Raw genomic sequence first — 23,708 nt, 5'->3', positions numbered from 1 at the left:
GATCAGCCCCCGCTCGACCCGATGATCCAGAGCAGTTCGACCACCGCCAGCGCCGCGAAGGGCACCGACAGCATGAGCGCGACAAGCAGGGCCGCGGCCGGCGTCGGGCGCGGCGGAGGATGACGTTTCATGGCCCACATTAAGCCCGACTTCACCTAAGTCAGTGTTAATGTGCGGGCCATGTACTATCCGCTTCAGCAATCCTGGGAATTCTACGCGACGGCCCGCTTTCTCGGCTGGCCGGTGCAGCGCCAGACCGGCAGTTGCGGCACCGTCTGGAACGAACACCGGCGCGAGGTGTCGGTGCTCGGTCATGTGCGACTGATTTCACGCGGGCCCGCGCACGGCCGGTGGCTGGAAGAAGCGTCAGAGGAGCCGGGGCCGATCCTGCTCAACCCCGAGACGGCGGCAGGCTGGCGCGAGGCCGGCGCTTGGCCGCTGCTGAGTCCGGCCACCATCGCGCGCCTGCCCCTGGGCGAGGAGGACGCGATGCGCGCCGCGCTCGCCCAGAAATGGCGCAACCGGCTGAACGCGGCACAGCGGGCGGGTGTGACCACCCGCGTGCGCGTGTTTCCGGCCGAACCCGGGCACTGGCTCTTGCGGGAAGAGGCGGCGCAGGCGCGGTCGCGGCGCTATCGCCGCTGGCCGGCCGGGTTCTGCGCCGCCTATTCGGCTGCCAATCCGGCCGCGGCCCGGCTCGTCACCGCCACGCTGGACGGGCAGACAGACGCCGCGGCGCTGCTTCTCGTGCACGGGCGGCGCGCCACCTGGCAGATCGGCGTGACCCGGCCCGCCGGCCGGGCGGTGTCGGCGATGAACGCGGTGCTCTGGCAGGCGATGTGCTGGGCGGCGGCGCGGGGGCTGCACGAGATCGACCTTGGCACGGTCGACACCGTGACGGCCCCCGGTCTCGCGCGCTTCAAGCTCCGTACGGGCGCGGCGCCGGTGGCGCTCGGCGGAACGTGGCTTCTGCATCCGGTGCTTGCGCCCTTGGCCCGGCGCCTGCCCGCCGGATGGGCGGGGACGCCGGCCCGCCTGCCCCCGGGTCTACCGCCAGCCGGCAGCCCGGAGGTGAAGTGAAGCGGCGGGATCGGCGCACAGGCGATCCAGTCCAGAGGACCGCGTCACTCGGTGACGCGCACCTCTTCCATCACGTCGGGCTCTCCGACCACGGCGCCGTTCGGGCCCGTGCCGCGCTTGATTGCATCGACCACGTCCTGACCAGACGTGACCTCCCCCACCACGGTATACTGGCCGTTCAGGAAAGGCGCGTCGTCGAACATGATGAAGAACTGCGAGTTGGCACTGTCGGGCGATTGCGAGCGAGCCATGCCGACGACTCCCTGCTCGAAGCCGAGGTCCGAGAACTCTGCCGGCAGGTCCGGCAGGTCCGAGCCGCCACGCCCGGCCATGCGCATGTCGCCGCCGGTCTTGCCGAACTCCACGTCGCCGGTCTGCGCCATGAAGCCGTCGATCACGCGGTGAAAGACCACGCCGTCATAGGCTCCCTCCTCCGCGAGCGTTGCGATCCGCTCCGCGTGCTGCGGCGCGACGTCTTCGAAGAGGTCGATGGCGATGGTGCCATTCGCCTCTCCGGTCACGTCGATCTCTATCCCCGTCGCGGCGGCCGGACCGGCGGCGACGAGGGCTGCTGCGATCAGGGCCTTACGCATCCGCGGCCACCTTCACGCTGATCATGCGGTCGGGGTTCTTCGGCGGCTCGCCGCGGGTAAGCGCGTCGACATGCTCCATGCCCGAGATCACGCGGCCATAAACCGTGTATTGCCCGTTCAGGAAATGGTTGTCCTTGAAGCTGATGAAGAACTGCGAATTGGCGGAGTTCGGGTTCTGCGACCGCGCCGCCCCCAGCGTGCCGCGGTCGTGCGGCAGCTTGGAGAACTCCGCCGGCAGGTTCGGAAGTTCCGATGCGCCGGTCCCGGCCATGCGCAGGTCGAACCCGTCCTCGGCATTGCCGTGCCGCACGTCGCCGGTCTGCGCCATGAAGCCGTCGATCACCCGGTGAAAGACCACGTTGTCGTAGGCGCCCGCGCGCGCCAGTTCCTTCATCCGTTCGGCATGCTTCGGCGCCACGTCGGGCAGAAGCTCGATGATGACGGTACCGCCCGCCAGTTCCATCAGGATGGTGTTCTCGGGGTCCTTGATCTCGGCCACGTGTGCGCTCTCCCTTATCCGATGCTGGCGCCTTAGGTATAACCGGCAGCGGCGCGCCACAAGGCGCCGCTTTGTTGACGCCGGGCCCGCAAGGGGCCATGCATCGCGCCCAAAGCCTTTCGACAGGAGGATTGCCGATGGCCTGGAAGACGCTCGACCAGATGGACCTTGCGGGCAAGCGCGTGCTGACCCGCGTCGACATCAACGTGCCGGTCGAGGACGGGCGCGTCACCGACGCCACCCGGATCGAGCGCATCGTGCCGACGATCCGCGCCATCCTGGAGGCCGGCGGCAAGCCGATCCTGCTGGCACATTTCGGCAGGCCCAAGGGCGCACATGTCCCCGAGATGAGCCTGCAGCCGCTCGTCCCCGCCCTCGAAGAGGCGTTCGGCACCAGTGTCGTCTTCGCCGCCGATTGCCGCGGCCCGGCGGCCGAGGCCGCTGTCGGTGCACTGGAGGACGGCCAGGTCCTGCTGCTGGAGAACACGCGTTTCCACCCCGGCGAGGAAAAGAACGACGACGCGCTGGCCGACGAGATGGCCGCGCTCGGCGATGCCTACTGCAATGACGCCTTCTCCGCCGCGCACCGCGCGCACGCGTCCACCGAGGCGCTGGCGCGCAAGCTTCCGGCCTGCGCCGGACGGCTGATGGCGGCCGAGCTGAAAGCGCTCGAGGCCGCGCTTGGCGACCCCAGGCGGCCCGTTGCGGCCGTCGTCGGCGGCGCCAAGGTCTCGACCAAGCTCGACCTTCTGTCCAACCTGATCGAGAAGGTGGACACGCTGATCATCGGCGGCGGCATGGCCAACACCTTCCTCGCCGCGCAGGGCCTTAGCGTCGGCAAGTCGCTCTGCGAGCACGACATGACCGGCACCGCCAAGGAGATCGCCGAGAAGGCCGCCTCCACGGGATGCGAGATACTGCTGCCGCGCGACGTCGTTGTCGCCCGCGAATTCAAGGCCGGCGCCCCGCACGGCATCGTCAAGGCCGAGGACTGCCCCGAGGACGCGATGATCCTCGACGCCGGCCCCGACAGCGTCGCCCATATCCGCGACGTCCTGGACCGGTCCGAAACACTGATCTGGAACGGCCCCCTCGGCGCGTTCGAAATCGCGCCGTTCGACGCGGCCACCAATGCCGCCGCTTCCCACGCGGCCGAATTGTCGGCCGCCGGCAAGCTCGTTTCGGTCGCCGGCGGCGGCGACACGGTGGCGGCGCTCAACAAGGCCGGTGCGGCCGAATCGTTCAGCTACATCTCCACCGCGGGCGGCGCCTTCCTGGAATGGATGGAAGGCAAGACTTTGCCCGGAGTTGCGGCACTCGGGTAACACCCGATTCGCGACAGCGCGGCGGGTGATTTTCACGCCCGCCCCGCTGTGCCATCGTCACCGTGCAGCGCCCGCCCAGAGGCGCGACCGAGGCAGAGCCATGACCCATCTCCGACACCGCCCCGCGTTCGGGGCGCTTCTCTACTTCGCCGGCGCATTGGTGATCGGAGCCTATTTCACCTTCGCCGCGGTGCAGGGGGATTACGGGCTCTTCCGCCGCGCGGAGATCGAGGTGGAGGCCCGCCAGCAGGCCGAGGAACTCGATCGCCTGAAGGCCGAGGTCGCGCGGATGGAGAACCTCACCCGGCGGCTGTCGGACACCTATCTCGATCTCGACCTTCTCGACGAACAGGCGCGCGATGTCCTCGGCCTCGTCCGCGCCGACGAAATCGTCGTGCGCTGAACGCGCACCGCACGGCCGCCCAAGTTCTCCCGACCTCGCCGCCCTCGGTGGGTCTCACCCTGCCCCGGCATTCCGGCCCGGTTCGGAACCGCAGGAACCGCCCCCTTCCCTTCTTCTCGTTCCAAATACTCCGGGGGTGTGGGGGCTGGCCCCCACCCAGCACCGCCATCTGCGTCGCGCCCGGCACGGGGCAGGCCCGCCCCAGAAGCCGTTTGACCAACCGCGCCCGCTTGCACTAGGCCGAAGCGGCAGCAATCCGAAGCCACGATACATGCAAATCATCCTTCACGCCGGCGTGCACGCCACCGACGAGGACCGGCTGCTTCGGGGCCTGTCGCGCAATGCCGAGGCGTGGCGCGATGACGGGGTGGCGGTGCCCGGGCCGAGCCGGTACCGGACGCTGCTCAGCGACGCTGTGCAGGCGCTCGCCACCGGCACGCCGGGGCCGGAGGCCCGCGACGTCCTGATGGAAACCATCCTCACCGAGGATGCCGAGCATGTGGGCCGCATGATCCTGTCGCACCGGAACTTCTTCGGCGTGCCCAAGCTCGCGCTGCGCGGCGGGATCCTCTACGCGCGGGCCGAGGAACGGCTCGGCGCGCTCAAGTCGCTTTTCGCCGGCGACGGGATCGAGCTGTTTCTCGGCGTCCGCGATCCGGCCACCTTCCTGCCGGCGGTCTTCGCGGAGGCGCCGCAGACCGAGTTCACCGAGTTCCTCGACGGGCTGGCGCCCGAAGACCTGCGCTGGTCCGACCTCGTGCGCAGGCTTCGGGCCGCGCATCCGGACGTGCCGATCACCCTCTGGGCCAACGAGGACACGCCGCTGATCTGGGGCCAGATCCTGCGCACGATGGCCGGGATCGAGGCCGACCGCCGCATCAAGGGCGCTTTCGACCTTCTGTCCGAGATCATGGAGCCCGAGGGCATGAAGCGTTTCCGGGCCTATCTCGCGGAGCATCCGGGGCTGACCGAGCATCAGCGCCGGCGCGTGATGGTCGCCTTCCTCGACAAGTACGCGCGTGCGGACGCGATCGAGGAAGAGCTCGACCTGCCGGGTTGGGACGCGACCCGCGTCGCGGCACTGACGGAGCGCTACGAGGAGGATCTCGACGCGATCGCCCGCATGCCCGGCGTCAAGACGATCGCGCCATGAGCGGGCGTGCCCCGAAGAGCCTTGCCGAGCTGCGCAAGCGGGTCGGCGCGGTACGGCTGCGCGGCGCGGACGCGGCCCGCGCGCGGCAGATGCTCGACCTCTACCTCGATACCGCGGAGCGTCACGGGCAATCGCTGGATGTGGTCCTGCGCGAGGTCAAGGCGGGCCTGCCGGCCTTGCGCATCGGCGGGGCGGAGCTCCAGGGCCAGGCGGCCTCCGAACCCGTCCGGACGGCCGCCTGTGCGCCCGGCTGCGCCTTCTGCTGCATCCTGGCCGGCGACGAGGGCGCGGTGATCCTCGAGGCCGAGGCACGCCATCTGCACGCCGCGCTCGCACCGCTCGCCGGAGCACCGGACGGGCGCGCCTGGTCGTCGCGCGCCTGCCCTGCCCTCGATCCCGACACCCGCATGTGCCGCGCCTATGACGCCCGCCCGATGATCTGCCGCACCTACCTGTCCCCGGATTCGGAGGCCTGCCGCAGCATCGCCGAAGGCGTCCCCGCCCCCGGACCCGTCACGCTCGGCGCGCAAAGGCTCTACCTGACCGTCCAGGCGCTGGGGCGCGCCGCTCTGGCCGGGCATGTGACAGTACCGACCTACGCGCTGTCCCGCATTGCGGCGGCGGCGGTGGAAGGCCGCGACCTCTCCGCCGCGCTGCGCGAGGCACGCCACAAGCCGCGCACGCTCGACGACGAACGCGCGCGGCTGGCACCCCCGCACGCCTGAGCGGTCCCGCCGCCGGTCGTCCCCCATGACATCGGTCACACGGGCCTCATGGTTCAGGGCCCTGACCCGGCAGTTCACGACGTTCCTGAACCCGGTCGGCGGGCATGAGTTGCGGCCGAGGATAGAGACCCGGTCCAATCCGCAGATCCGGCGGCCCCGGACGTTTCCTGGCGTCGGTCCCGTGCGCGCCTCGGCCATCGCGGCCACCATCGGCAGCGCCCGGCGGTTCCCGAGCGGGCGCGAACTCGCGGCCTGGCTGGGACTGACACCTGCGAACCGGTCGAGCAGTGGCAAGGAGCGCGTCGGACCACGTCGTGGACGTCGTGGATGCCCTGCCTCGCGAATGTGAAGGCGGCAGCCTTGCTCTCCGGCATGGTCCACGCCCCGGCTCAGCCCGTGTTGAAGCTGAGGGAAACAAAGGCTTGCCTGATGCGGGTGGTGCCCAAGGTCGGACTCGAACCGACACGATCTTTCGACCGGGGGATTTTGAATCCCCTGCGTCTACCATTCCGCCACTTGGGCCTGAGTGCTGCTCCTACCGTCCGCGTGTCCTTGCGTCCAGAGGCAATCAGCGCGGCTTGACGACCCCGTGCCACCATGGTCAACCGGACCGACCCCCTCAGGGCGAGGCCCATGCTGAGACGTCTCTACGACCGCACGCTGTCCTATGCAGAGCATCCGCACGCCATGTGGGTGCTCGCTCTCGTAGCCTTCATCGAAAGCTCCGTGTTCCCGATCCCGCCGGACGTGATGATGATCCCGATGATCCTCGCGCAGCCGCGGCGCGCCTGGGCCATCGCGCTGGTGGGGACTCTCGCCTCCGTCGCCGGCGGGTTGGCCGGCTACGGTATCGGCTACTTCTTCTACGACCAGATCGGGGCGCCGGTGCTGGAAGCGCTCGGCAAGGGCGACAAGATGATCGCCTTCAATGCCCGCTTTCAGGAGCTCGGCGTCTGGGCGGTGCTGGTCGCCGGGGTCACGCCGTTCCCGTTCAAGGTCATCACCATAATGTCGGGCTGGGCGGCAATGCCGCTCCTGCCCTTCGTGCTGAGCGCGCTCGTCGCCCGCGCATTGCGATTCTTCATCGTGGCCGCGCTGCTCAACTGGTTCGGCCCCCCGATCCGCGATTTCATCGAACGGCGGCTCGGCCTTGTGTTCACGCTCTTTTGCGTGGCGCTCATCGGCGGCTTCGTGTTGGTGCGGTATCTGTGAGCCCTGGCACGAGGACGCGTGGAATGACCCGCAACGCCCTGATCCTGATCGCATCCGCCGGCTCCGCCGCGCTGCTTCTCGGGGCCCTCGGCTTCCAGCACCTGGGCGGCCTGGCGCCCTGCAAGCTCTGCCACTGGCAGCGGTATCCGCACGGATTTGCGATCCTGCTGGGTCTTGTCGCCACGCGCATCTCCGGGGCGGCGCTTTCGCTGCTCGGCACGGCTGCCATGCTGGTCACCGCCGGCGTCGGCATCTACCACACGGGGGTGGAACGCGGCTGGTGGGAGGGCCCCTCGACCTGCACCTCGGGCGCCATCGACGGGTTGTCGACCGATCAGCTCATGGACCAGATCATGAACGCGCCGCTGGTGCGATGCGACGAGGTCGCCTGGCAGCTTGCGGGCCTGTCCATGGCAAGCTGGAACGCCCTGCTGTCGCTCGCGCTCGCCGCCGTCTGGATCGCCGCGTGGCGCCGCGACGCCTGAGCTGCCCGGCGTCCATCTTGCGGAGCCGGCGCCCATTGCCGCCGATCGGTCGACTGGACGCCGCGCCGCACCGCGACATACTCGGCCCGTAAGCACCACGTCCGAAGAGGTATCGATGAGCCACCGCACCATCCTTCTCGTCGGCGCGCCGGTGGATTCCGGCAAGCGTCGCGCCGGTTGTCTGATGGGCCCCGACGCCTATCGCTGCGCACGCCTGCACGGCGCGCTCGCCGATCTCGGGCACGACGTGCACGACCTCGGGAACGTGGCCCCGGACGCCGTGGACGTCGCCCCGGACGCGCATCTTCACGCCCTGCCCGAGACGATCGGCTGGACCGCGGCACTCTCCCGCGCTGCCGAGGATGCGCTCGGACGCGGCACCGCGATCTTCATGGGGGGCGATCACGCGCTGTCACTGGGGACCGTGCACGGCGCGGCGGCGCACGCCGCGTCCCGCGGGCGACCGCTCTTCGTGCTCTGGCTCGACGCCCATTCCGACTTCCACACCGCGCTGACTACGGGCAGCGGCAATCTCCACGGCACGCCGCTGGCCTACATCACCGGCCGCGAGGGTTTTCCCGGCTTTCCCTCGGTGCCCCATCCGGTTCTCGAGGAGAATGTCTGCATTATCGGCCTGCGCTCCGTCGACGGGCCGGAGCGCGCAGCTCTCGAGGCCAGCCGCATCCGGCGCCACGACATGCGCAATATCGACGAGACCGGCATCGCCGCTCCGCTCAATGCCTTTCTCGAAACGGTCGCGGCGGCGGGCGGCGACCTGCACGTCTCCCTCGATGTCGACTTCCTCGACCCGGCGGTCGCACCGGCGGTGGGCACCACGGTCCCCGGCGGCGCCACGGTGCGCGAGGGACACCTCGCGATGGAGATCCTGCACGATTCGGGACTGATGTCGTCGCTCGACCTGGTGGAGCTCAACCCGATGCTCGACGAACGCGGCCGCACCGCGCAGTTGATGGTCGATCTCGCCGCCTCGGCCCTCGGCCGCCGCGTCTTCGACCGCCCCACGCCCCGCATCCTCTGAGGTCCGCCATGCCCCCCTCGGACAAGGCGCTCGTTCGCTTCGTCTCGATTCGCCTCGGGCTCGATGCCGCGCTCCGCAATCTCGCGGACCACATCGAGGAGGAGTACCGCCGCAGGTATCACTTCGACAGGATCGCGAACGGCGACGCCTGCAGATGGAGCACTGTGCGCCAGAACTTGCGGCCCGTCACCGCCGCCGGCCAACCGCGCGACCTCTTCGGCATGCAGTTGCGCCGCGCCGGGAGGGCGGCGGCATGATCTCCACCGCCTGGCCGTCAAGCGCTACCCGCTTCGTCGCCCTTCGCCTCGCCCCCGGCGCCGACCTGCGCGAGAGTCTGGAGGCCGCCTTCAACGCTGAGCCCGATGTCGCCGGCTTCCTCGCCGCCGCCGTCGGCTCGCTCACCCACGCCACGCTCCGCTCCGCCGGCCGGGACGACACCCTCACCATCCCCGGCCCGCTGGAAATCGTCGCTCTCTCCGGCACCTTCTCGCAGGACGGCCCGCACCTTCACCTCGCGGTGTCGGACGCGCGCGGCACGATGACCGGCGGCCACCTCCTGCGCGGCAACCCCGTCCGCACCACCGCCGAGATCGTCCTCGCCCTCGCCACCGGCCCCCGCTTCACCCGCCCGCGGGATCCGCGCACCGGCTACAATGAACTCGCCTTCGACTGAAAACCGCCCCCGCTTCTTTGGGCTTCCAAATACTCCTGGGGGCGTGGGGGGCAGCGCCCCCCACCGGGGGTTTGGGGGTTCCCCCCAAAATATCGCGCGCGCGGCACGCGCACCGCAGGCCTCAGCCGCGGCGCTTGTCGAGGTGCTTCTGCAGCGCGCCAGCGTTCTTCTCGCGCCGGCCCTTGTAGGGGTTGCGCGCGCCCTGCCCGCGCATCACCAGCCGGATCGGCGTGCCCGGCATGTCGAAATCGGCGCGCAGCCCGTTTACGAGGTAGCGCGTGTAGGCGTCCTGCATCTTGTCGGGATGCGAGCACATCACCACGAAATGCGGCGGCCGGGTCTTGGCCTGGGTCATGTAGCGCAGCTTGATGCGCCGCCCGCCGGGTGCCGGGGGCGGGTGCGCCTCCACCATCTCGCCGAGCCAACGGTTGAGCTGCGCGGTCGGCACGCGCCGGTTCCAGACCTCGTGGGCGCGCATCACAGCGCCGCGCAGCCGGTCGAGCCCGCGGCCCGTCCGCGCCGAGACCGTCACCAGCGGCGCCCCGCGCAGTTGCGGCAGAAGCCGGTCGAACGCCTCGCGCAGGGCGGCGAGCTTGCCGCTCTTATCCTCCTCGAGGTCCCACTTGTTGACCGCCACGACCACCGCGCGGCCCTCGCGCTCGGCCAGATCGGCAATCCGCAGGTCCTGCTGCTCGAACGGGATCGCCGCGTCCAGAAGCACCACCACGACCTCGGCGAACTTGACCGCGCGCAGCCCGTCGGCCACCGACAGCTTTTCCAGCTTTCCTTGAACCTTGGCCTTCTTGCGCATGCCCGCGGTGTCGAAGATGCGCGTCGGCACGCTGTCCCAGTCCATGGTGACAGAGATAGCGTCGCGGGTGATCCCCGCCTCGGGCCCGGTCAGGAGCCGATCCTCCCCCAGAAGGCGGTTGATGAGCGTCGACTTGCCCGCATTCGGTCGTCCCACCACCGCGATCTGCAGCGGCTTGTCGGGTGTCGGCGCGGGTCCGTCCTCGTCCGCCTCTTCCGACACCGGCAGCGACAGGTCCGGCTCCTCGGACGTGCGTGCCGCGACCTCGGCGAAGCCCTCGGACAGGGGCAGGAGCGCGGAATAAAGCTCCGACATGCCTTCACCGTGCTCGGCCGAAAGCTGGATGGGTTCCCCGAGGCCGAGGCCCCAGGCCTCGATCACGCCGGCCTCCGCCGCGCGGCCCTCGGCCTTGTTGGCGGCCAGCAGGACGTGATCGGCGCGCTTGCGCAGGATCTCCGCGAAGATCTCGTCGGTCGGGGTGATGCCGGTGCGCGCGTCGATCAGGAACAGGCACACGTCGGCCATGTCGACCGCCCGCTCGGTCAGGCGCCGCATCCGGCCCTGGAGCGAATCGTCGTTCGCGTCCTCCAGCCCCGCGGTGTCGATGGCGGTGAAGGAGATGTCGCCGAGCCGCGCCTCGCCCTCGCGCAGATCGCGCGTCACGCCGGGCTGGTCGTCGACCAGCGCCAGCCGCTTGCCGACGAGCCGGTTGAACAGCGTCGACTTGCCCACGTTGGGCCGGCCGACGATGGCGAGGGTGAAGGGCATGACAGACGCTCCGGCCAGATCCAAGGCGCCCCGTTACCGCAGAAGCGGCGCGAAGGAAAGCCGCCTCAGCGGTAGGCGGCGAGCGCGCCGTCCGCGGTGACCACGTAGAGCGTGCCGTTCACCACGATCGGGCTCGCGGTGGCGCCGCCCTCGACCGGCACCTGCGCGACCAGCCTTCCGTCCTCGGGCGCGAAGGCGCGCAGCGCGCCGTCCGACGAGGCGACCCAGAGCTGCCCGCCCGCCAGCACCGGGCCGTGGTTGGCGAAGGCGCTGTCGCGGCGCCGCGACGGCCGGGCGGAGCGTTTCCAGCCCGGCAGGTCCGCGGCCCAGACCTGCGCCCCGGTCTCGCGGTCGACGCGCACCAGTTCATCCAGATCGCTGAGAAAATACACGGAATTTCCGGCCACGAGGGGCGGGCCGAAGGCGCCCTTGTCGATGGTCCAGATATCCTCTCCGGAGCCCATCGACCGCGCCGTGAAACGCCCCGAATGGGTGCCGGCATAGACCGTGTTACCGGCGATGGTGGGATCGCCGGTCATGTCGTCGATGCGCGACAGCACCCGGCCACGCCGCGATCCGCCAACGATCTCGGACCAGATGCCGTTTCCGCCCTGCCGGAAACGCGCTTGCAGGTTGCCGTCGCCGAAGGCGAAGACGACCTGCTCCGCCCCGATGGCGGGGGCCGGCGCACCGGCGACGTTGGCGATGTCCGGCACGCCGTCGGCGCGCCAGCGAATACGCCCGTCCGGCGCCTCGATGGCCCAGCCGACCGAGTCACCCGAGGTGATGTAGACCAGCCCGTCGCGGTAGCTCGGTGCGCCGGTGGCAGTGTCCTGCAGCCGTTGGCTCCAGACCTCGCCGCCCGAGGCGGGATCGAGCGCCGTGAGCTCCCCGAAGCCCGTCGAGACGAACAGCCGCCCGCCGCCGAGGGCGAGACCGCCGCCCTGCGCCTGGAAGCTCTGGTCGCGCCGCGGCACCAGGGAGGTCTGCCAGAGCACCGCGCCGGAGGGCGAGATGGCCGAAACGATGAAGTCCGAGGACATGACGTAGATACGCGATCCGTCCGAGACCGGGTCGGTGTTCAGCCGCTGGCGCTTCACGTCGCCCTGGCCGATATCCACCGACCACAGCGGCTGCAACGGCAGCGACAGCGCGGCATGTTCGACGCGGGCATGCGGGCTGACCTGGCTCTGCGTCCAGGCGCCGTTCTGCACCGCGCCGGGCAGCGCCGCCGGCACCGCGCGATTCGGTCCGGGCATGGATTCAGACGGTTGCGTCTGGAGCACCTCGCGGATGCCGAGCCGTTCGCCCGGCAGGATGACCTCGCGCTCGCCGCAGGCCGCAAGCGCCGTCACACCGGCCATCAGCGCCAGATTGAGAAGCTTCGCCAAGTCCCCGTCCCCGTTCTGTCCACCCTCGCGCGGGCGCCTCGTTCAGGAGGCATCCTCGATCGAGCCGCCGAGCGCCACAATCAACTGCGACGCCCGGAGGCGCAAGCCCTGGGTCACTTCCGAATCCTGGCGGATCCCCTGCAGGCGCGTCAGCGCCGCGTCGGTCTCTCCCGCCTCGATCTCCAGCAGCGCCAGCTGTTCCTCGGCCATCAGCCGCAGCGGTCCGCCCTCTGCCATCGCCGCGAAGCCGCTCTGCCGTGTCTGCGCGTCCACACCTTCACGCGTGAGCGCCTTGAAGTGGGCGATCTGGCGATAGATGTCATTCTCTCCGCTCACGTTCACGGCATTCAGCGTCTCCGACGCGGCGGCGGTATCGGCGCCTTCGGCCGAAGATTGCTCGCCCGCCCGCAGCATGGCGAGGATCGCTTCCGCCCCACCCTCGGGCGCCTGGACCTCGGCCAGCGCGGCGGCGCGTTCCTCGGCGGTCTCCGCGTCGAGCGCCGCGTAGATCGCAGAGCCGAATTCCTGCGCCGCGGCCTCTTGCTGCGCGGCGCGGTATTCCCGCCAGGCCGCCCCGCCGACGATCAGCAGCACCAGCAGCACGGCGATCCAGCCATAACGCCGCAGGTAGCCGTAAAGCCGGTCACGGCGGACCTCTTCGGTGACTTCGTCGATGAAGCTATCGGGTTGGCTCACGCGGGCGCCTCTTTTTCAAGCGGTGATCGTCCGTCCACCCCTTATCGAAGGCGGTGGCGGCTGCCAAGCGGACTTCCCCGATGCCCGCGCACCGATACCGGCACGAAATTCGTCGCGTCGCCTTGAACGCGACGTTGACGACCCCGATCTGAACCGAAGAGTTTAGAAATAGGGAGATCGGACCGGGTATGGTCCAGATGAGCCTTGCGTTCCTAGAGCCTTTGGCGTGAAGAGCGCATACGGACAGGATTGATACTTAATGCGCGTTTTTCCGGTTCTTCTTGCGGTCCTGGTGGCCGCGTTGCTCTACGCCGTGGTCGTGGAGCGTGATCGTTTCGTGGCCTTGATCGGCCCCGCCGCCCCGACCGAGGTCGAGGCGGACCAGCCCCCCGACATCCCGGTCAAAGCCGATACCGACGCCAGTGAAACGCCCCCTCGCGAGGGGGCGGTGCGGGTCATGGCGATGAAGAGCGTGGCCCAGGAGATCGACAGCGCCGTGCGCCTGCGCGGCGAGACCGAGGCGCTGCGCGAGGTCGCCGTGATGGCCGAGACGACCGGCAAGGTTGTCTCCGACCCGCTGCGCAAGGGTGCCTTCGTCGATGCCGGCGATACGCTCTGCCGGCTCGACCCCGGGACGCGCCAGATCAGCCTGGAAGAAGCCGAGGCCGCGCTCGCCGAGGCCCGCGCCTCCGTCCCCGAAGCCGAGGCGCGCGTGCCCGAGGCCGAGGCCCGGGTGGCCGAGGCCGAAGCGGCGCTCGAAGAGGCGCGGATCAACGAGAACGCGGCTTCGACGCTCTCGGGATCGGGCTACGCCTCCGATACCCGGGTTGCGCAAACGCGCGCCGCCGTTCGCGCCGCCGAAGCCGCGGTCTCGAGCGCGAAGGCCGGGCTCGAAGCCGCCCGCTCGGGGCTCGAAAGCGCCGCCGCGCGCATCCGCTCGGCCGAGGCTGCAGTCGCCCGCGCCGAGAACGAGATCGACAAGCTGACCATCCGCGCGCCTTTCGACGGCCTGCTGGAAAGCGACACCGCAGAGCTTGGCGCGCTCCTGCAATCGGGCGGCATGGGCGGCGATCCCTGCGCCACGGTGCTCCAGCTCGATCCGATCAAGATCGTCGGCTTCGTGCCGGAAGCCGCCGTCGGCCGCGTCCATGTCGGCGCCACCGCGTCCGCGCGGCTGACCGGCGGGCGCGAGGTAGCAGGCGAGGTCACCTTCGTGTCGCGCAGCGCCGACGCGCTGACCCGCACCTTCCGGGTGGAGATTCGCGCGGACAACGCCGACCTCGCCCTATCGGCGGGCCAGACGGCGGAGATCGCCATCGACAGCGACGGCGTGAAGGCGCACCTGATCCCGCAATCGGCGATGACCCTCAGCGACGACGGCACTCTCGGCGTGCGCGCGGTCGGCGACGACGGCACCGCCCGGTTCCACGGCATCGAGATCGTGCGCGACACCGTGGAGGGCACCTGGGTCACCGGCCTGCCCGACCGTACCGACATCATCACGCTGGGGCAGGAATACGTCACCGACGGCGTGCCTGTCGCGCCTTCCTACCAGGACATCATCCAATGACCGGGCTCGTCGACTGGGCGGCCGCGCGGGCGCGCATGGTGGTGACCTTCATCGCGCTGTCGATCGTCATCGGCACCGTCGCCTACCTCGCCCTGCCGAAGGAGGGCGAGCCGGATATCGAGATCCCGGCGCTCTTCGTGTCCGTGCCCTTCCCCGGCATCTCGGCGCAGGATTCCGAGAGCCTGCTGGTCAAGCCGATGGAGACCGAGTTGTCGGATCTCGATGGCCTCAAGGAGATGTCGGGCACGGCAGCCGAGAACTATGCCGGCCTCGCCATGGAGTTCGAGTTCGGCTGGGACAAGACCAAGATCATGGCCGACGTGCGCGACGCCATGACCCGCGCGGAGGCGAAATTCCCGGACGGAGCGGAGCAGTATTCGATCAACGAGATCAACTTCTCCGAATTTCCCATCGTCATCGTGAACCTGACCGGTCCGGTGCCCGAACGCACGATGGCGCGGATCGCCAAGGACCTTCAGGACCGGGTGGAGGGGCTCGACGCGGTGCTGCAGGCCGGCATCGCCGGCAACCGCGACGAGATGCTCGAGGTGCTGATCGACCCCCTCCGGCTGGAAAGCTACAATGTCACGGCGGGCGAGCTGATCAACGTCGTGCGGAACAACAACCAGCTCATTGCCGCCGGCGAGGTGGAGACGGCGCAGGGCGCCTTCGCGGTCAAGATCCCGTCGTCCTTCGACGAGCCGCGCGATGTCTACGACCTGCCGGTGAAGGTGAACGGCGACCGGGTGGTGACGCTGGGCGATCTCGCCACGATCAACCTGACCTTCGAGGACCGCACCGGCACGTCGCGCTTCAACGGCGAACGCTCGCTCGCGCTGCAGATCGTCAAGCGCAAGGGCTACAACCTCATCGACACGGTCGCGCAGGTGGAGGACATGGTCGCGTCGGCACAGGCCGAATGGCCCGAGCAATTGCAGGCCGCGGTGACCATCGGCACCTCCAACGACCAGAGCCGGCAGGTGCAGTCGATGGTCGAGCAGCTTCAGGGGTCGGTGCTGACCGCCGTCGCGCTTGTGATGATCGTCATTCTCGCGACGCTCGGGCTGCGCCCGGCGATCCTCGTCGGCTTCGCGATCCCGACCTCGTTCCTGCTGTGCTTCGCGTTCCTCGCGATGATGGGCGTGTCGATCTCGAACATCGTGATGTTCGGGCTGATCCTCGCTGTCGGGATGCTTGTCGACGGCGCCATCGTGGTTGTGGAGTACGCCGACAAGCGCATCGCACAGGGCGTGGGGCCGATGCACGCCTATACCGACGCGGCCAAGCGCATGTTCTGGCCGGTGGTATCGTCGACCGCGACAACGCTCTGCGCATTCCTGCCGATGCTGTTCTGGCCCGGCGTGCCGGGGCAGTTTATGGGAATGCTGCCGGTCACGCTGATCTTCGTGCTCTCGGCCTCGCTGGTGGTGGCGCTGGTCTACCTGCCGGTCGTCGGCGGCGTGCTGGGCCGCTTCGGCCGCGGTCTCGGCAACGCTGTCGACCGCATCCGCCACCTGCCCTTCTATGCGAACGCGCTGCTGATCCCGTTGGCGGTCCTGCCCATCGGCGCTGCCCTGGCCGGCGTGCCGGCGCTGTGGGTCGTGGTGATCGACACCTACGGCGCCATGGACTCGGGCGACATCCTCGGCTCGGTGATGCCCACCTTCCTGGCGCTGTTCGCCTGCATTCTCGCCGCGGTGCTGCTGGTTGCCCTGGCCCTGGTCGGCGCCGCCGTCCTGCTTCTGTCGCTCGCCGCGCTCTTCGTGCGCATCGGCGCCGGTCTGCGCGCCGCGGGGCGCCGGATCACCGGGCGCCGCGACGAGACGCGCGTGACGAGCGGATACCGCCGCACGCTCTTCGGCCTGTTCATCGCGCTCATCGCCAAGAACCCGTTCGGTCCGGTGATCGCCGCCGCAATCATCTTCGTCTTCGTCGGCACGACCTTCATCTACTACGGTGAGAACCAGAACGGCGTCGAATTCTTCGTGGAGAGCGAGCCCGAGTTCGCGCTCGTCTACGTCAAGGCGCGCGGCAATCTCAGCCTCGAGGAAAAGGACGCTGTCGTCCGCCGCGTCGAAGACATCGTGCTTGCCCATCCCGGCGTGCAATCTGCCTTCGCCTTCGCCGGAGAGAGCGGCCTAAACAACAACACCGGCGGCGCCGAGGCCCCCAAGGACACGATCGGACAGGTCCAGTTCGAGACGGTCCCGTGGGAGGACCGCGCGGGCGACGCCAGCCTTGACGGCGACGTGGTGATCGCGGAGCTGACGGACCAGCTTGAGACCATTCCCGGCATCGAGACCGAGATCCTCAACCTCGCCATGGGACCGGCTTCGGCCAAGCCGGTGCACCTGCGGATCATGGGCGACGACTGGGACACCCTCATCGCCGCAACGACGCTGGCGCGCGAACGCTTCGACGCCACCCCCGGCCTGCGCCTGATCGAGGACACCCGCCCCCTGCCCGGCATCGACTGGGAAATCGAGGTCGACGTGGAGAAGGCCGGCCGCTACGGCGCCGACGTCGCCACCGTGGGCGCGATGGTGCAGCTCGTCACCCGCGGCCTCCTGCTCGACACGATGCGCGTCGACAGCTCGGACGAGGAAATCGACATCCGCGTGCGCCTGCCCGAGGAGGACCGGCTGCTGTCGACCCTCGACACGCTCAAGGTGCGCACCTCCGAGGGGCTGGTGCCGCTGTCGAATTTCGTCACCCGCAAGCCGGTCAACACGCTGGCCGAGATCAGCCGCGTCGACCAGAAGCGCTATTTCGACGTGAAGGCCGACGTCTTTCCCGGCACCTTCAAGGCGGTGGACGAGGATGGCGCCGTCGCCGCGACCCTGCGCACCGCGGGCGGCGGAGGCGGCGGTACGGTCGACGGCCCGGACGGCACCTACGCGATCCTCGCCGCCGAGGGCGAGGCGACAGCGGACAGCATCGGCGAGGGCCTGAGGTCGGGCACGCTCAGCCTCGTGCCGGTGAACCCCAACGAGCGCATCGCGCTCCTGACCGAGTGGCTCGACACGGGCCCCCTGCCCGCCGGGCTCGACTGGGAATGGACCGGCGACCAGGAGGACCAGGCCGAAAGCACGGCCTTCCTCGGCCAGGCCTTCGGCGCTGCGCTCGGGCTGATGTTCATCATCCTGCTGGCGCAGTTCAATTCGATCTACAACGCGGGGCTGGTGCTTCTGGCCGTGGTCCTGTCCACGACCGGCGTGCTGATCGGCATGCTGGTGATGGGGCAGACCTTCTCCATCATCATGACCGGCACGGGGATCGTCGCGCTGGCCGGGATCGTGGTGAACAACAACATCGTGCTGATCGACACCTATCAGGAATACGAACGCTACATGCCCCGAGATGAGGCTATCGTGCGCACCGCGGAGGACCGCATCCGCCCCGTGCTGCTGACCACGATCACCACCATGGCCGGCCTCGCGCCGATGATGTTCGGCCTCTCGCTCGATTTCTTCGGCGGCGGCTACACGATCGACAGCCCCACCGCGCTGTGGTGGAAGCAGCTGGCGACGGCGGTGGTCTTCGGACTGGGAATCGCGACGGTGCTGACGCTGATCTTCACACCGGCGATGCTCGCGGCGCGGGTCTGGGTGACGACCTACGCGCTCTGGCTCGGCCGTGCGCTCTCGGCGCTGTCGCTGGGCCGGGCGAGCCGCGCGGCGCAGGACTGGGCCGTCACCGCGCGCGCCCGCCGGGTGAAATCTCCGGTCATCCTCTGGGACGACGATACCCCCGCCCCCATGCCGGCGCGCACCTCGCCGAATAATCTCCGCGCTGCGGAGTGACGCCCCGCCGCCGGGGACGCTCGCCCCTCCCCCCTTGCAAAGCGACGCCTGTTAGCGCTAACGGGTGCCTCATGACCCACTCCCTGTCACTCCGCCGCGCGCTCTTCGAAGGCGTCGGGCTCCGGCTTCTGGCGATCTTCCTGCTGACCGCGATGTCCGCAGCGGTGCACGCCGCCGCCAAAACCGTGCCGGTCGGCCAGATCGTCTTCTGGCGGTCGTTCCTCGCGCTCGGGCCCATCTGCTTCTACATGCACCTGCGCGGGGGCTTTCGCGCCGGGCTGCGCACCCGCAGGCCCGGCGCCCACGCCTTGCGGGGCGGCCTCGGCGCGGTCTCCGTGGCGCTGTCCTTTCTCTCGCTCGCCTACCTGCCGGTGGCGAGCGCGGAGGCGCTGTCCTTCCTCGCGCCGATCCTCACGCTGCCGCTGGCCGCGCTGGTCCTGAAGGAACGCATCGGCCCCACCGCGATCCTGTCGGTGCTGATCGGCCTCGCCGGCGTCGCGCTGATGCTGTGGTCGGCGCTGGAGCTCCCCACCGAAGGCGCCGCGATCGGCGTCGCCGCCGGGCTCGGATTCGCCCTCGTGATGGCCGTGGTGCGCGTGCAGGTGAAAGACATGACCCGCTCCGAAGCCCCGTCCACCATCGCCTTCTACATGTCCGTCATCACCTCTCTGGCCGCGCTCGGCTCCGCCCCCTTCGGCTGGACCGCGCCGCCGCCCGAGGCATGGGTCCCGCTCCTCGCCACCGGAATCTTCGGCGGCCTCGCCGCCATCGCGGGCACCGAGGCGGTGGCGCGCGCGCCCGTCGCCACGCTCGCCCCGATCGAATATACCGGCCTCGTCTGGGCGCTCCTGTTCGACGTCGTGCTCTTCGCGACGCTGCCGACCTGGCAGGCGCTCCTCGGCGCGCTCACCATTCTCGCCGCCGCCGCGCTCGCCACCTTCGGCACGCGGCGCTAGAGGCCGGCCTCCCGTTCCGCCTCGCTGAGGCCCGCCCACCACTTGGCGTATGAGCTGTTCTTCGGATGCAGCCCGCCCTCGTCGGGCGCGCCGTCCTTCCACCAGACGGCGCCGCGCTCGCCGAGCCGCCGCTTGGCCGCGTCCACGTCGTCCCGCGCCGCCCGCTCCGCGTCCGCCGTCTCCGCCTGCCCCACGGCCCGCCGCGCCTGCATCAACGCCTTGATCGCCGCCCGCCGCTCCGTGTCCGAAAGCCGCGGATCGGTCTTCCGCCAAAGCCGCCCCTTCGCCACGAAGTACCGCCCGTCCGGCGTCTCGGGATGATTCTTCCGGCTCACGCGCGCCCCATCCTCTTCCTGCGCCCCTGCTTCTTTGGGCCTGAAATACTCCGGGGAGCGCGAGGGGCCGGCCCCTCGCTCCCGTCCGCGCCGCAAGGCCGGCCCCCGACCCCTCGCACCACGCTCACGCTGCGTCCTCCCGCTCCGCCGCCTGCCGCGCCCAGAGCCCGGCATAGCGCCCGCCCCGCGCCAGAAGGTCGGCATGGCTGCCCTCCTCCACGACTTCGCCGGCCTCGAGCACCACGATCCGGTCGGCGTCGGCAACGGTCGACAGCCGGTGCGCGATGGTCAGCACGCTGCGCCCCTCCGCCGCGCGCGCCAACGCCTCCTGGATGCCCTGCTCCGTCTCGGTGTCGAGCGCCGAGGTCGCCTCGTCCAGCAGCAGGACCGGCGGATCCTTCAGCAGCGTCCGCGCGATACCCACGCGCTGCTTCTCCCCGCCCGACAGCTTCAGCCCCCGCTCGCCGACCTGGGTGTCGTAGCCCTCGGGCAGCGAGCGCACGAATTCGTGGATCTGTGCGGCGCGGGCGGCCTCCTCGATCTCCTCCTGCGTGGCCTCCTCGCGGCCGTAGGCGATGTTGTAGCGGATCGTGTCGTTGAACAGGACCGTGTCCTGCGGCACCACGCCGATCGCCGCGTGCAGGCTGTCCTGCGTGACGTCCCGGATATCCTGCCCGTCGATGCGGATCGCGCCGCCCTGCACGTCGTAGAACCGGAACAGCAGCCGCCCGATGGTGGACTTGCCCGATCCCGACGGGCCGACCAGCGCCACGCTCTCGCCGGCGCCAACCCGCAGCGACACGCCCTTCAGGATCGGCCGGTCGGGCTCGTAGCCGAAGCGGATCGCGTCCAGCTCCACAACCCCGCGTGACACCTCCAGATCCCGCGCCCCAGGCTTGTCCGACACCTCCGCCGGCTGCTCCAGCAGGTCGAACATCTGGCCCATGTCGACAAGGCTCTGCCGGATCTCGCGGTAGACCGTGCCGAGGAAATTGAGCGGCATGGTGATCTGGATCATGTAGGCGTTGACCATGACGAAATCGCCGACCGTCAGCGCGCCCGAGGCGACCCCGCGCGCCGCCATCACCATGACCCCGACAAGGCCGGCGGTGATCAGGAAGGCCTGGCCGAAGTTCAGCGCCGCCAGCGACACTTGCGTGCGGATCGCCGCGCTCTCGTAGCCGCGCATCGCCATGTCGTAGCGCGCCGCCTCGCGCGCCTCGGCGCCGAAATACTTCACCGTCTCGAAGTTCAGGAGCGAATCGATCGCCTTCTGGTTGGCGTCGGTGTCCTGGTCGTTCATCTCGCGCCGCAGCTTCACGCGCCATTCGGTCACCTTGAAGGTGAACCCGACATAGGCGGCGATCGTGCCGGTCACGACGACAAGGTACCACGGGTCGAACAGCACGAAGAGCACGACCGCGATCAGCACCAGTTCCAGCAGGAGCGGGCCGATGGAGAACAGCAGGAAGCGCAGCAGGAACTCCACGCCCTTCACGCCCCGTTCCATGATCCGCGACAGCCCCCCGGTGCGGCGCGTCAGGTGGTAGCGCAGGCTGAGGCGGTGGATGTGGCGGAAGGTCTCCAGCGCGATGGTCCGCAGCGCGCGCTGGCCGACGCGCGAGAAGACGGCGTCGCGCAGCTGCTGGAAACCGGTATTCATCAGCCGCGCCATGCCATAGGCGACGGTCAGCGCCACGGCGCCGGCGCCGAGCGCCCAGGCCGGCGTGACCTCGCCGTCGGTCAGCGCATCGACCGCCGCCTTGTAAAAGAGCGGCGTGCCAACCGCGATCACCTTCGCGATGACCAGAAGCGTCAGCGCGCCGACCACGCGCCGCTTCACCCACGGCTGCCCCTCGGGCCAGAGGTAGGGAGCAACCCGGCGGATCGTGCGCAGGCCGGACCGACGCTCGTCCCCGGCGAGCGCGCTCCGGTCGGTCTCTCGGCTGGCATCGGGCGGCATGTCGTCTCCGGGCTGGCGGTCAGGGACCGGGATATCCGCCCGCGCCCGGGATGACCATGCGGCCGATCAGGCCGGCAGGTCCCGCGCCGTGATCGTGTAGGCGAAGTCGTCCGGGGACAGGGGATCGCGACGCTCCCCGCCGATCTCCGCCTGCGGATACATCAGGAACGGCACCTCGCCCAGTTCGGCGCCCGGCAGCGCCACGTCGTGCGCGTCGTTGTAGGCGATCCAGTTGCCCTCCCAGGCGCCGAACAGCGTCTCGCGCGCCGCGGCGACCTTGGGATGCGACAGCGGCAGGTCCTTCGGCGGCTCCTCCAGCATCACCTTGCGCACGTCGGCGGGATCGACCGGCACCCAGCCGAAGTCCTGCAGCCAGACCTCGGCCCGGCAATGCTGCGCGCGGGTAACGTCGGCCGATCCGGCGCCAAGGCTCTTGTAGCCGAACGCGGAGGGTGCCACGCGCAGCCCGTAAAGGTCGCGCGCCGGCAGCCCTGCGGCCCGCGCGAGCCCGACGAAGAGCGCGTTGAGATCGGCGCATTTGCCGGTCAGATCGCCCATGTGCAGCATCGAGCCGATGTCGCCCAGCCCGCAGCCGCGGGTCTCGGGGTTGCGCGCGGTGTTCTCCACGATCCAATCGTAGATCGCCCGGGCCTTGGCGAGGTCCGTCTTCGCCCCGGCGGTGGCCCGGTCCGAGGTTTCGCGCACGATCCCGTCTGTCGGAATGAGATCGGTCGCCGCGGTGTAGCGGGCCCGCGCCCCTTCGGGCAGCGGCGGAACGGAGCCGGGCGCGGAGAGATCCACCGCCCGGTCCCGCGTGGCGGACAGCGTCGTCACCTGCAGTCGGCGCGGCGTCTCGCCCGCCGGCCAGCGCGCATGCAGCATCTCCGCCCCGTCACCCGAGGTCACGACCTCTACCTTCTCGGCGTCGCCCGACCACTGCGCCTTGCCCGCGCGCATCCAGCCGTCCGCCTCGAAGGATGGCATGGGCACCCAGGCCTGCGCCTCGGCACCGGCAGGCAGCGTGATCTCCGTCACAAGCTCGAACCGCCGCCAGTCGCCGGGCGTCGGCGCGAATGCGGCCGCCGCATGGCGCGGCAGGGCTGCAAGGGTCGCGGCGGCCGCGCCGCCGAGAATCAGGTGCCGTCTGTGCATGGCCGTACCTCTGTCATCTGCCGCCGGGCCATAGGCCGGGCGCCCGTCCCACGCAAGCGCGACGGCGCACGATCTTACCTAAGATCGTGCGCAGGATTTTAGTTAAAATCCTGCGCCAGGCCACATCTCGCACCCTGTTTCAGAGCGCCGTCCAGCCGCCATCGACGCTGATCGTCGTGCCGGTGATCTGCGCCGCCGCGTCCGAGCACAGGAACACCGCGGTGCCGCCGATCTGCTCGACGGTGGCGAACTCCTTGGAGGGCTGGCGTTCGAGAATCACCTTCTCCTTCACCTCCTCCTCGCTCATGTCGTACTTCTTCGCGGTATCGGGGATTTGCGATTCGACCAGCGGCGTCAGCACGTAGCCGGGGCAAATGGCGTTCGCCGTGATCGGCTCCTTCGCGGTTTCCAGCGCCACGGTCTTGGTCATGCCGACGATGCCGTGCTTGGCCGAGATATAGGCCGACTTGTAGGGCGACGCGGTCAGCCCGTGCGCCGAGGCGATGTTGACCACCCGACCCCAGCCGGCCTTGCGCATCATCGGCAGCCCCGCCGCGGTGGTGTGAAAGGCCGAGCTGAGATTGATCGCGATGATCGCGTCCCACTTCTCCGCCGGGAACTCGTCGATGGGCGCGACGTGCTGAATGCCGGCATTGTTGACCAGAATGTCGCAGGCGCCGGCGGCCTCGATCAGGTGGCGGCATTCCTCGCCCTTCGACATGTCCGCCTTGATGTAGCGCGCGGTGACGCCGTGTTCGCGCCCGAGATCCTCGGCCAGCTTGTGATCCTCGTCGGTATCGGTGAAGGAATTCAGCACGACGTCGGCACCCGCGCGCGCCAGTTCATGCGCGACCCCGAGCCCGATGCCCGAGTTCGATCCGGTGATGATGGCGGTCTTTCCCTTGAGCGACATGAACGGCCTCCGTTTCGCATCCGCGGCAAGTCTCGCCGCACTTGCAAAGGAGCGCAAGACGCACCGCCGTCGAGCGCCGGGGCCGGCTCATGCTAAAAAAAAACGCCGGCACAAGGCCGGCGTTCAGTTATTGAGGCAGGTTTCATACAGGCAAGAAACCTAT

24 protein-coding genes and 1 tRNA gene are annotated in these 23,708 nt (G+C 69.7%); 14 read left to right on the top strand and 11 right to left on the bottom strand.

Annotation, left to right across the window (positions count from 1 at the left end; genetic code table 11):
- Positions 1-2: 2 nt before the first annotated feature.
- Positions 3-131 carry a hypothetical protein gene (locus F3H57_RS22765; RefSeq protein WP_262504491.1) on the bottom strand — a complete coding sequence of 43 codons (129 nt, stop codon included), beginning with the start codon at positions 129-131 and terminating at the stop codon, positions 3-5.
- A gap of 49 nt (positions 132-180) precedes the next feature.
- Between F3H57_RS22765 and F3H57_RS06370 the strand changes: the two genes are divergently transcribed.
- Positions 181-1,080, top strand: coding sequence for a GNAT family N-acetyltransferase (locus F3H57_RS06370; RefSeq protein WP_149755060.1), 900 nt, complete (start codon positions 181-183; stop codon positions 1,078-1,080).
- Positions 1,081-1,124: 44 nt separating this feature from the next.
- On the opposite strand, the gene F3H57_RS06365 is transcribed toward F3H57_RS06370, so the two are convergent.
- Together F3H57_RS06365 and F3H57_RS06360 are read right to left on the bottom strand one after the other, a co-directional pair.
- Entirely contained in the window at positions 1,125-1,673 is a 549-nt protein-coding gene (locus tag F3H57_RS06365; RefSeq protein WP_149755059.1) for a peptidylprolyl isomerase, read from the bottom strand.
- On the bottom strand, positions 1,666-2,172 hold the full coding sequence (locus F3H57_RS06360) for a peptidylprolyl isomerase (RefSeq protein ID WP_149755058.1): 507 nt from the start codon (positions 2,170-2,172) through the stop codon (positions 1,666-1,668). Before F3H57_RS06360 ends, F3H57_RS06365 begins: the two co-directional genes overlap by 8 nt.
- Before the next feature lie 137 nt (positions 2,173-2,309).
- Here F3H57_RS06360 and F3H57_RS06355 point away from each other — a divergent pair, with 137 nt between their 5' ends.
- The 5 genes from F3H57_RS06355 to F3H57_RS22950 all read left to right on the top strand — a co-directional run bounded on the left by F3H57_RS06355 (position 2,310) and on the right by F3H57_RS22950 (position 6,127).
- Positions 2,310-3,497, top strand: coding sequence for a phosphoglycerate kinase (locus F3H57_RS06355; protein ID WP_149755057.1), 1,188 nt, complete (start codon positions 2,310-2,312; stop codon positions 3,495-3,497).
- A gap of 100 nt (positions 3,498-3,597) precedes the next feature.
- Positions 3,598-3,900, top strand: coding sequence for an FtsB family cell division protein (locus tag F3H57_RS06350; RefSeq protein ID WP_149755056.1), 303 nt, complete (start codon positions 3,598-3,600; stop codon positions 3,898-3,900).
- A gap of 271 nt (positions 3,901-4,171) precedes the next feature.
- Positions 4,172-5,053: a hypothetical protein gene (locus F3H57_RS06345; RefSeq protein ID WP_149755055.1), complete on the top strand. Its 882-nt coding sequence runs from the start codon at positions 4,172-4,174 to the stop codon at positions 5,051-5,053.
- Entirely contained in the window at positions 5,050-5,778 is a 729-nt protein-coding gene (locus F3H57_RS06340; RefSeq protein ID WP_149755054.1) for a YkgJ family cysteine cluster protein, read from the top strand. The genes F3H57_RS06345 and F3H57_RS06340 overlap by 4 nt, the downstream gene beginning before the upstream one ends.
- Before the next feature lie 25 nt (positions 5,779-5,803).
- A complete protein-coding gene (locus tag F3H57_RS22950) occupies positions 5,804-6,127 on the top strand; it encodes a transposase (RefSeq protein WP_149755053.1) in 324 nt (107 codons plus the stop codon).
- Positions 6,128-6,214: 87 nt separating this feature from the next.
- Here F3H57_RS22950 and F3H57_RS06330 read toward each other — a convergent pair.
- Positions 6,215-6,300: transfer RNA gene (locus tag F3H57_RS06330), tRNA-Leu, on the bottom strand.
- 111 nt (positions 6,301-6,411) lie between these two features.
- On the opposite strand from F3H57_RS06330, the gene F3H57_RS06325 reads away from it, so the two are divergent.
- The 5 genes from F3H57_RS06325 to F3H57_RS06305 all read left to right on the top strand — a co-directional run bounded on the left by F3H57_RS06325 (position 6,412) and on the right by F3H57_RS06305 (position 9,187).
- Positions 6,412-6,990 (top strand): YqaA family protein, encoded by a 579-nt coding sequence (locus F3H57_RS06325; protein WP_149755052.1) that lies wholly within the window; start codon positions 6,412-6,414, stop codon positions 6,988-6,990.
- Positions 6,991-7,013: 23 nt separating this feature from the next.
- Positions 7,014-7,475, top strand: coding sequence for a disulfide bond formation protein B (locus F3H57_RS06320; protein WP_149755051.1), 462 nt, complete (start codon positions 7,014-7,016; stop codon positions 7,473-7,475).
- Between the two features lie 115 nt (positions 7,476-7,590).
- The gene (gene rocF / locus F3H57_RS06315) at positions 7,591-8,514 is read left to right on the top strand and encodes an arginase (protein WP_149755050.1); all 924 of its coding nucleotides are present in this window, start codon (positions 7,591-7,593) and stop codon (positions 8,512-8,514) included.
- Between the two features lie 8 nt (positions 8,515-8,522).
- Positions 8,523-8,771, top strand: a complete 249-nt coding sequence (locus F3H57_RS06310) for a hypothetical protein (RefSeq protein ID WP_149755049.1) — start codon at positions 8,523-8,525, stop codon at positions 8,769-8,771.
- Entirely contained in the window at positions 8,768-9,187 is a 420-nt protein-coding gene (locus F3H57_RS06305; protein ID WP_149755048.1) for a PPC domain-containing DNA-binding protein, read from the top strand. Before F3H57_RS06310 ends, F3H57_RS06305 begins: the two co-directional genes overlap by 4 nt.
- 121 nt (positions 9,188-9,308) lie before the next feature.
- Here F3H57_RS06305 and der read toward each other — a convergent pair whose 3' ends face one another.
- The 3 genes from der to F3H57_RS06290 all read right to left on the bottom strand — a co-directional run bounded on the left by der (position 9,309) and on the right by F3H57_RS06290 (position 12,853).
- Entirely contained in the window at positions 9,309-10,766 is a 1,458-nt protein-coding gene (der, locus tag F3H57_RS06300) for a ribosome biogenesis GTPase Der (protein WP_149755047.1), read from the bottom strand.
- A gap of 65 nt (positions 10,767-10,831) precedes the next feature.
- Positions 10,832-12,157 carry an outer membrane protein assembly factor BamB family protein gene (locus F3H57_RS06295; protein WP_223162987.1) on the bottom strand — a complete coding sequence of 442 codons (1,326 nt, stop codon included), beginning with the start codon at positions 12,155-12,157 and terminating at the stop codon, positions 10,832-10,834.
- A gap of 42 nt (positions 12,158-12,199) precedes the next feature.
- Positions 12,200-12,853 carry a tetratricopeptide repeat protein gene (locus F3H57_RS06290; RefSeq protein ID WP_149755046.1) on the bottom strand — a complete coding sequence of 218 codons (654 nt, stop codon included), beginning with the start codon at positions 12,851-12,853 and terminating at the stop codon, positions 12,200-12,202.
- A 259-nt stretch (positions 12,854-13,112) separates the two neighbouring features.
- Between F3H57_RS06290 and F3H57_RS06285 the strand changes: the two genes are divergently transcribed.
- The 3 genes from F3H57_RS06285 (at position 13,113) to F3H57_RS06275 (ending at position 19,182) form a co-directional block, all read left to right on the top strand.
- The gene (locus F3H57_RS06285) at positions 13,113-14,423 is read left to right on the top strand and encodes an efflux RND transporter periplasmic adaptor subunit (RefSeq protein ID WP_149755045.1); all 1,311 of its coding nucleotides are present in this window, start codon (positions 13,113-13,115) and stop codon (positions 14,421-14,423) included.
- On the top strand, positions 14,420-18,226 hold the full coding sequence (locus F3H57_RS06280) for an efflux RND transporter permease subunit (protein ID WP_149755044.1): 3,807 nt from the start codon (positions 14,420-14,422) through the stop codon (positions 18,224-18,226). Before F3H57_RS06285 ends, F3H57_RS06280 begins: the two co-directional genes overlap by 4 nt.
- 71 nt (positions 18,227-18,297) lie before the next feature.
- Positions 18,298-19,182 (top strand): DMT family transporter, encoded by an 885-nt coding sequence (locus F3H57_RS06275; RefSeq protein ID WP_149755043.1) that lies wholly within the window; start codon positions 18,298-18,300, stop codon positions 19,180-19,182.
- Here the strand turns inward: F3H57_RS06275 and F3H57_RS06270 are convergent.
- From F3H57_RS06270 to F3H57_RS06255, 4 genes are all read right to left on the bottom strand, one after another.
- Entirely contained in the window at positions 19,179-19,517 is a 339-nt protein-coding gene (locus tag F3H57_RS06270; RefSeq protein WP_149755042.1) for a hypothetical protein, read from the bottom strand. The two genes, F3H57_RS06275 and F3H57_RS06270, sit on opposite strands and share 4 nt — an antisense overlap.
- A 124-nt stretch (positions 19,518-19,641) precedes the next feature.
- Positions 19,642-21,480, bottom strand: a complete 1,839-nt coding sequence (locus F3H57_RS06265; RefSeq protein ID WP_149755041.1) for an ABCB family ABC transporter ATP-binding protein/permease — start codon at positions 21,478-21,480, stop codon at positions 19,642-19,644.
- 66 nt (positions 21,481-21,546) lie between these two features.
- The gene (locus F3H57_RS06260) at positions 21,547-22,632 is read right to left on the bottom strand and encodes a transglutaminase-like domain-containing protein (RefSeq protein WP_149755040.1); all 1,086 of its coding nucleotides are present in this window, start codon (positions 22,630-22,632) and stop codon (positions 21,547-21,549) included.
- A gap of 139 nt (positions 22,633-22,771) precedes the next feature.
- Positions 22,772-23,545 (bottom strand): 3-hydroxybutyrate dehydrogenase, encoded by a 774-nt coding sequence (locus F3H57_RS06255; RefSeq protein WP_149755039.1) that lies wholly within the window; start codon positions 23,543-23,545, stop codon positions 22,772-22,774.
- Positions 23,546-23,708: the final 163 nt, after the last annotated feature.

Origin of the sequence: Roseivivax sediminis, from assembly GCF_900112685.1 — a bacterium.
GTDB lineage: Bacteria > Pseudomonadota > Alphaproteobacteria > Rhodobacterales > Rhodobacteraceae > Roseivivax > Roseivivax sediminis.
Note: the sequence above shows the minus strand (reverse complement) of the source record. Positions and strands in the feature narration are given on the sequence as shown.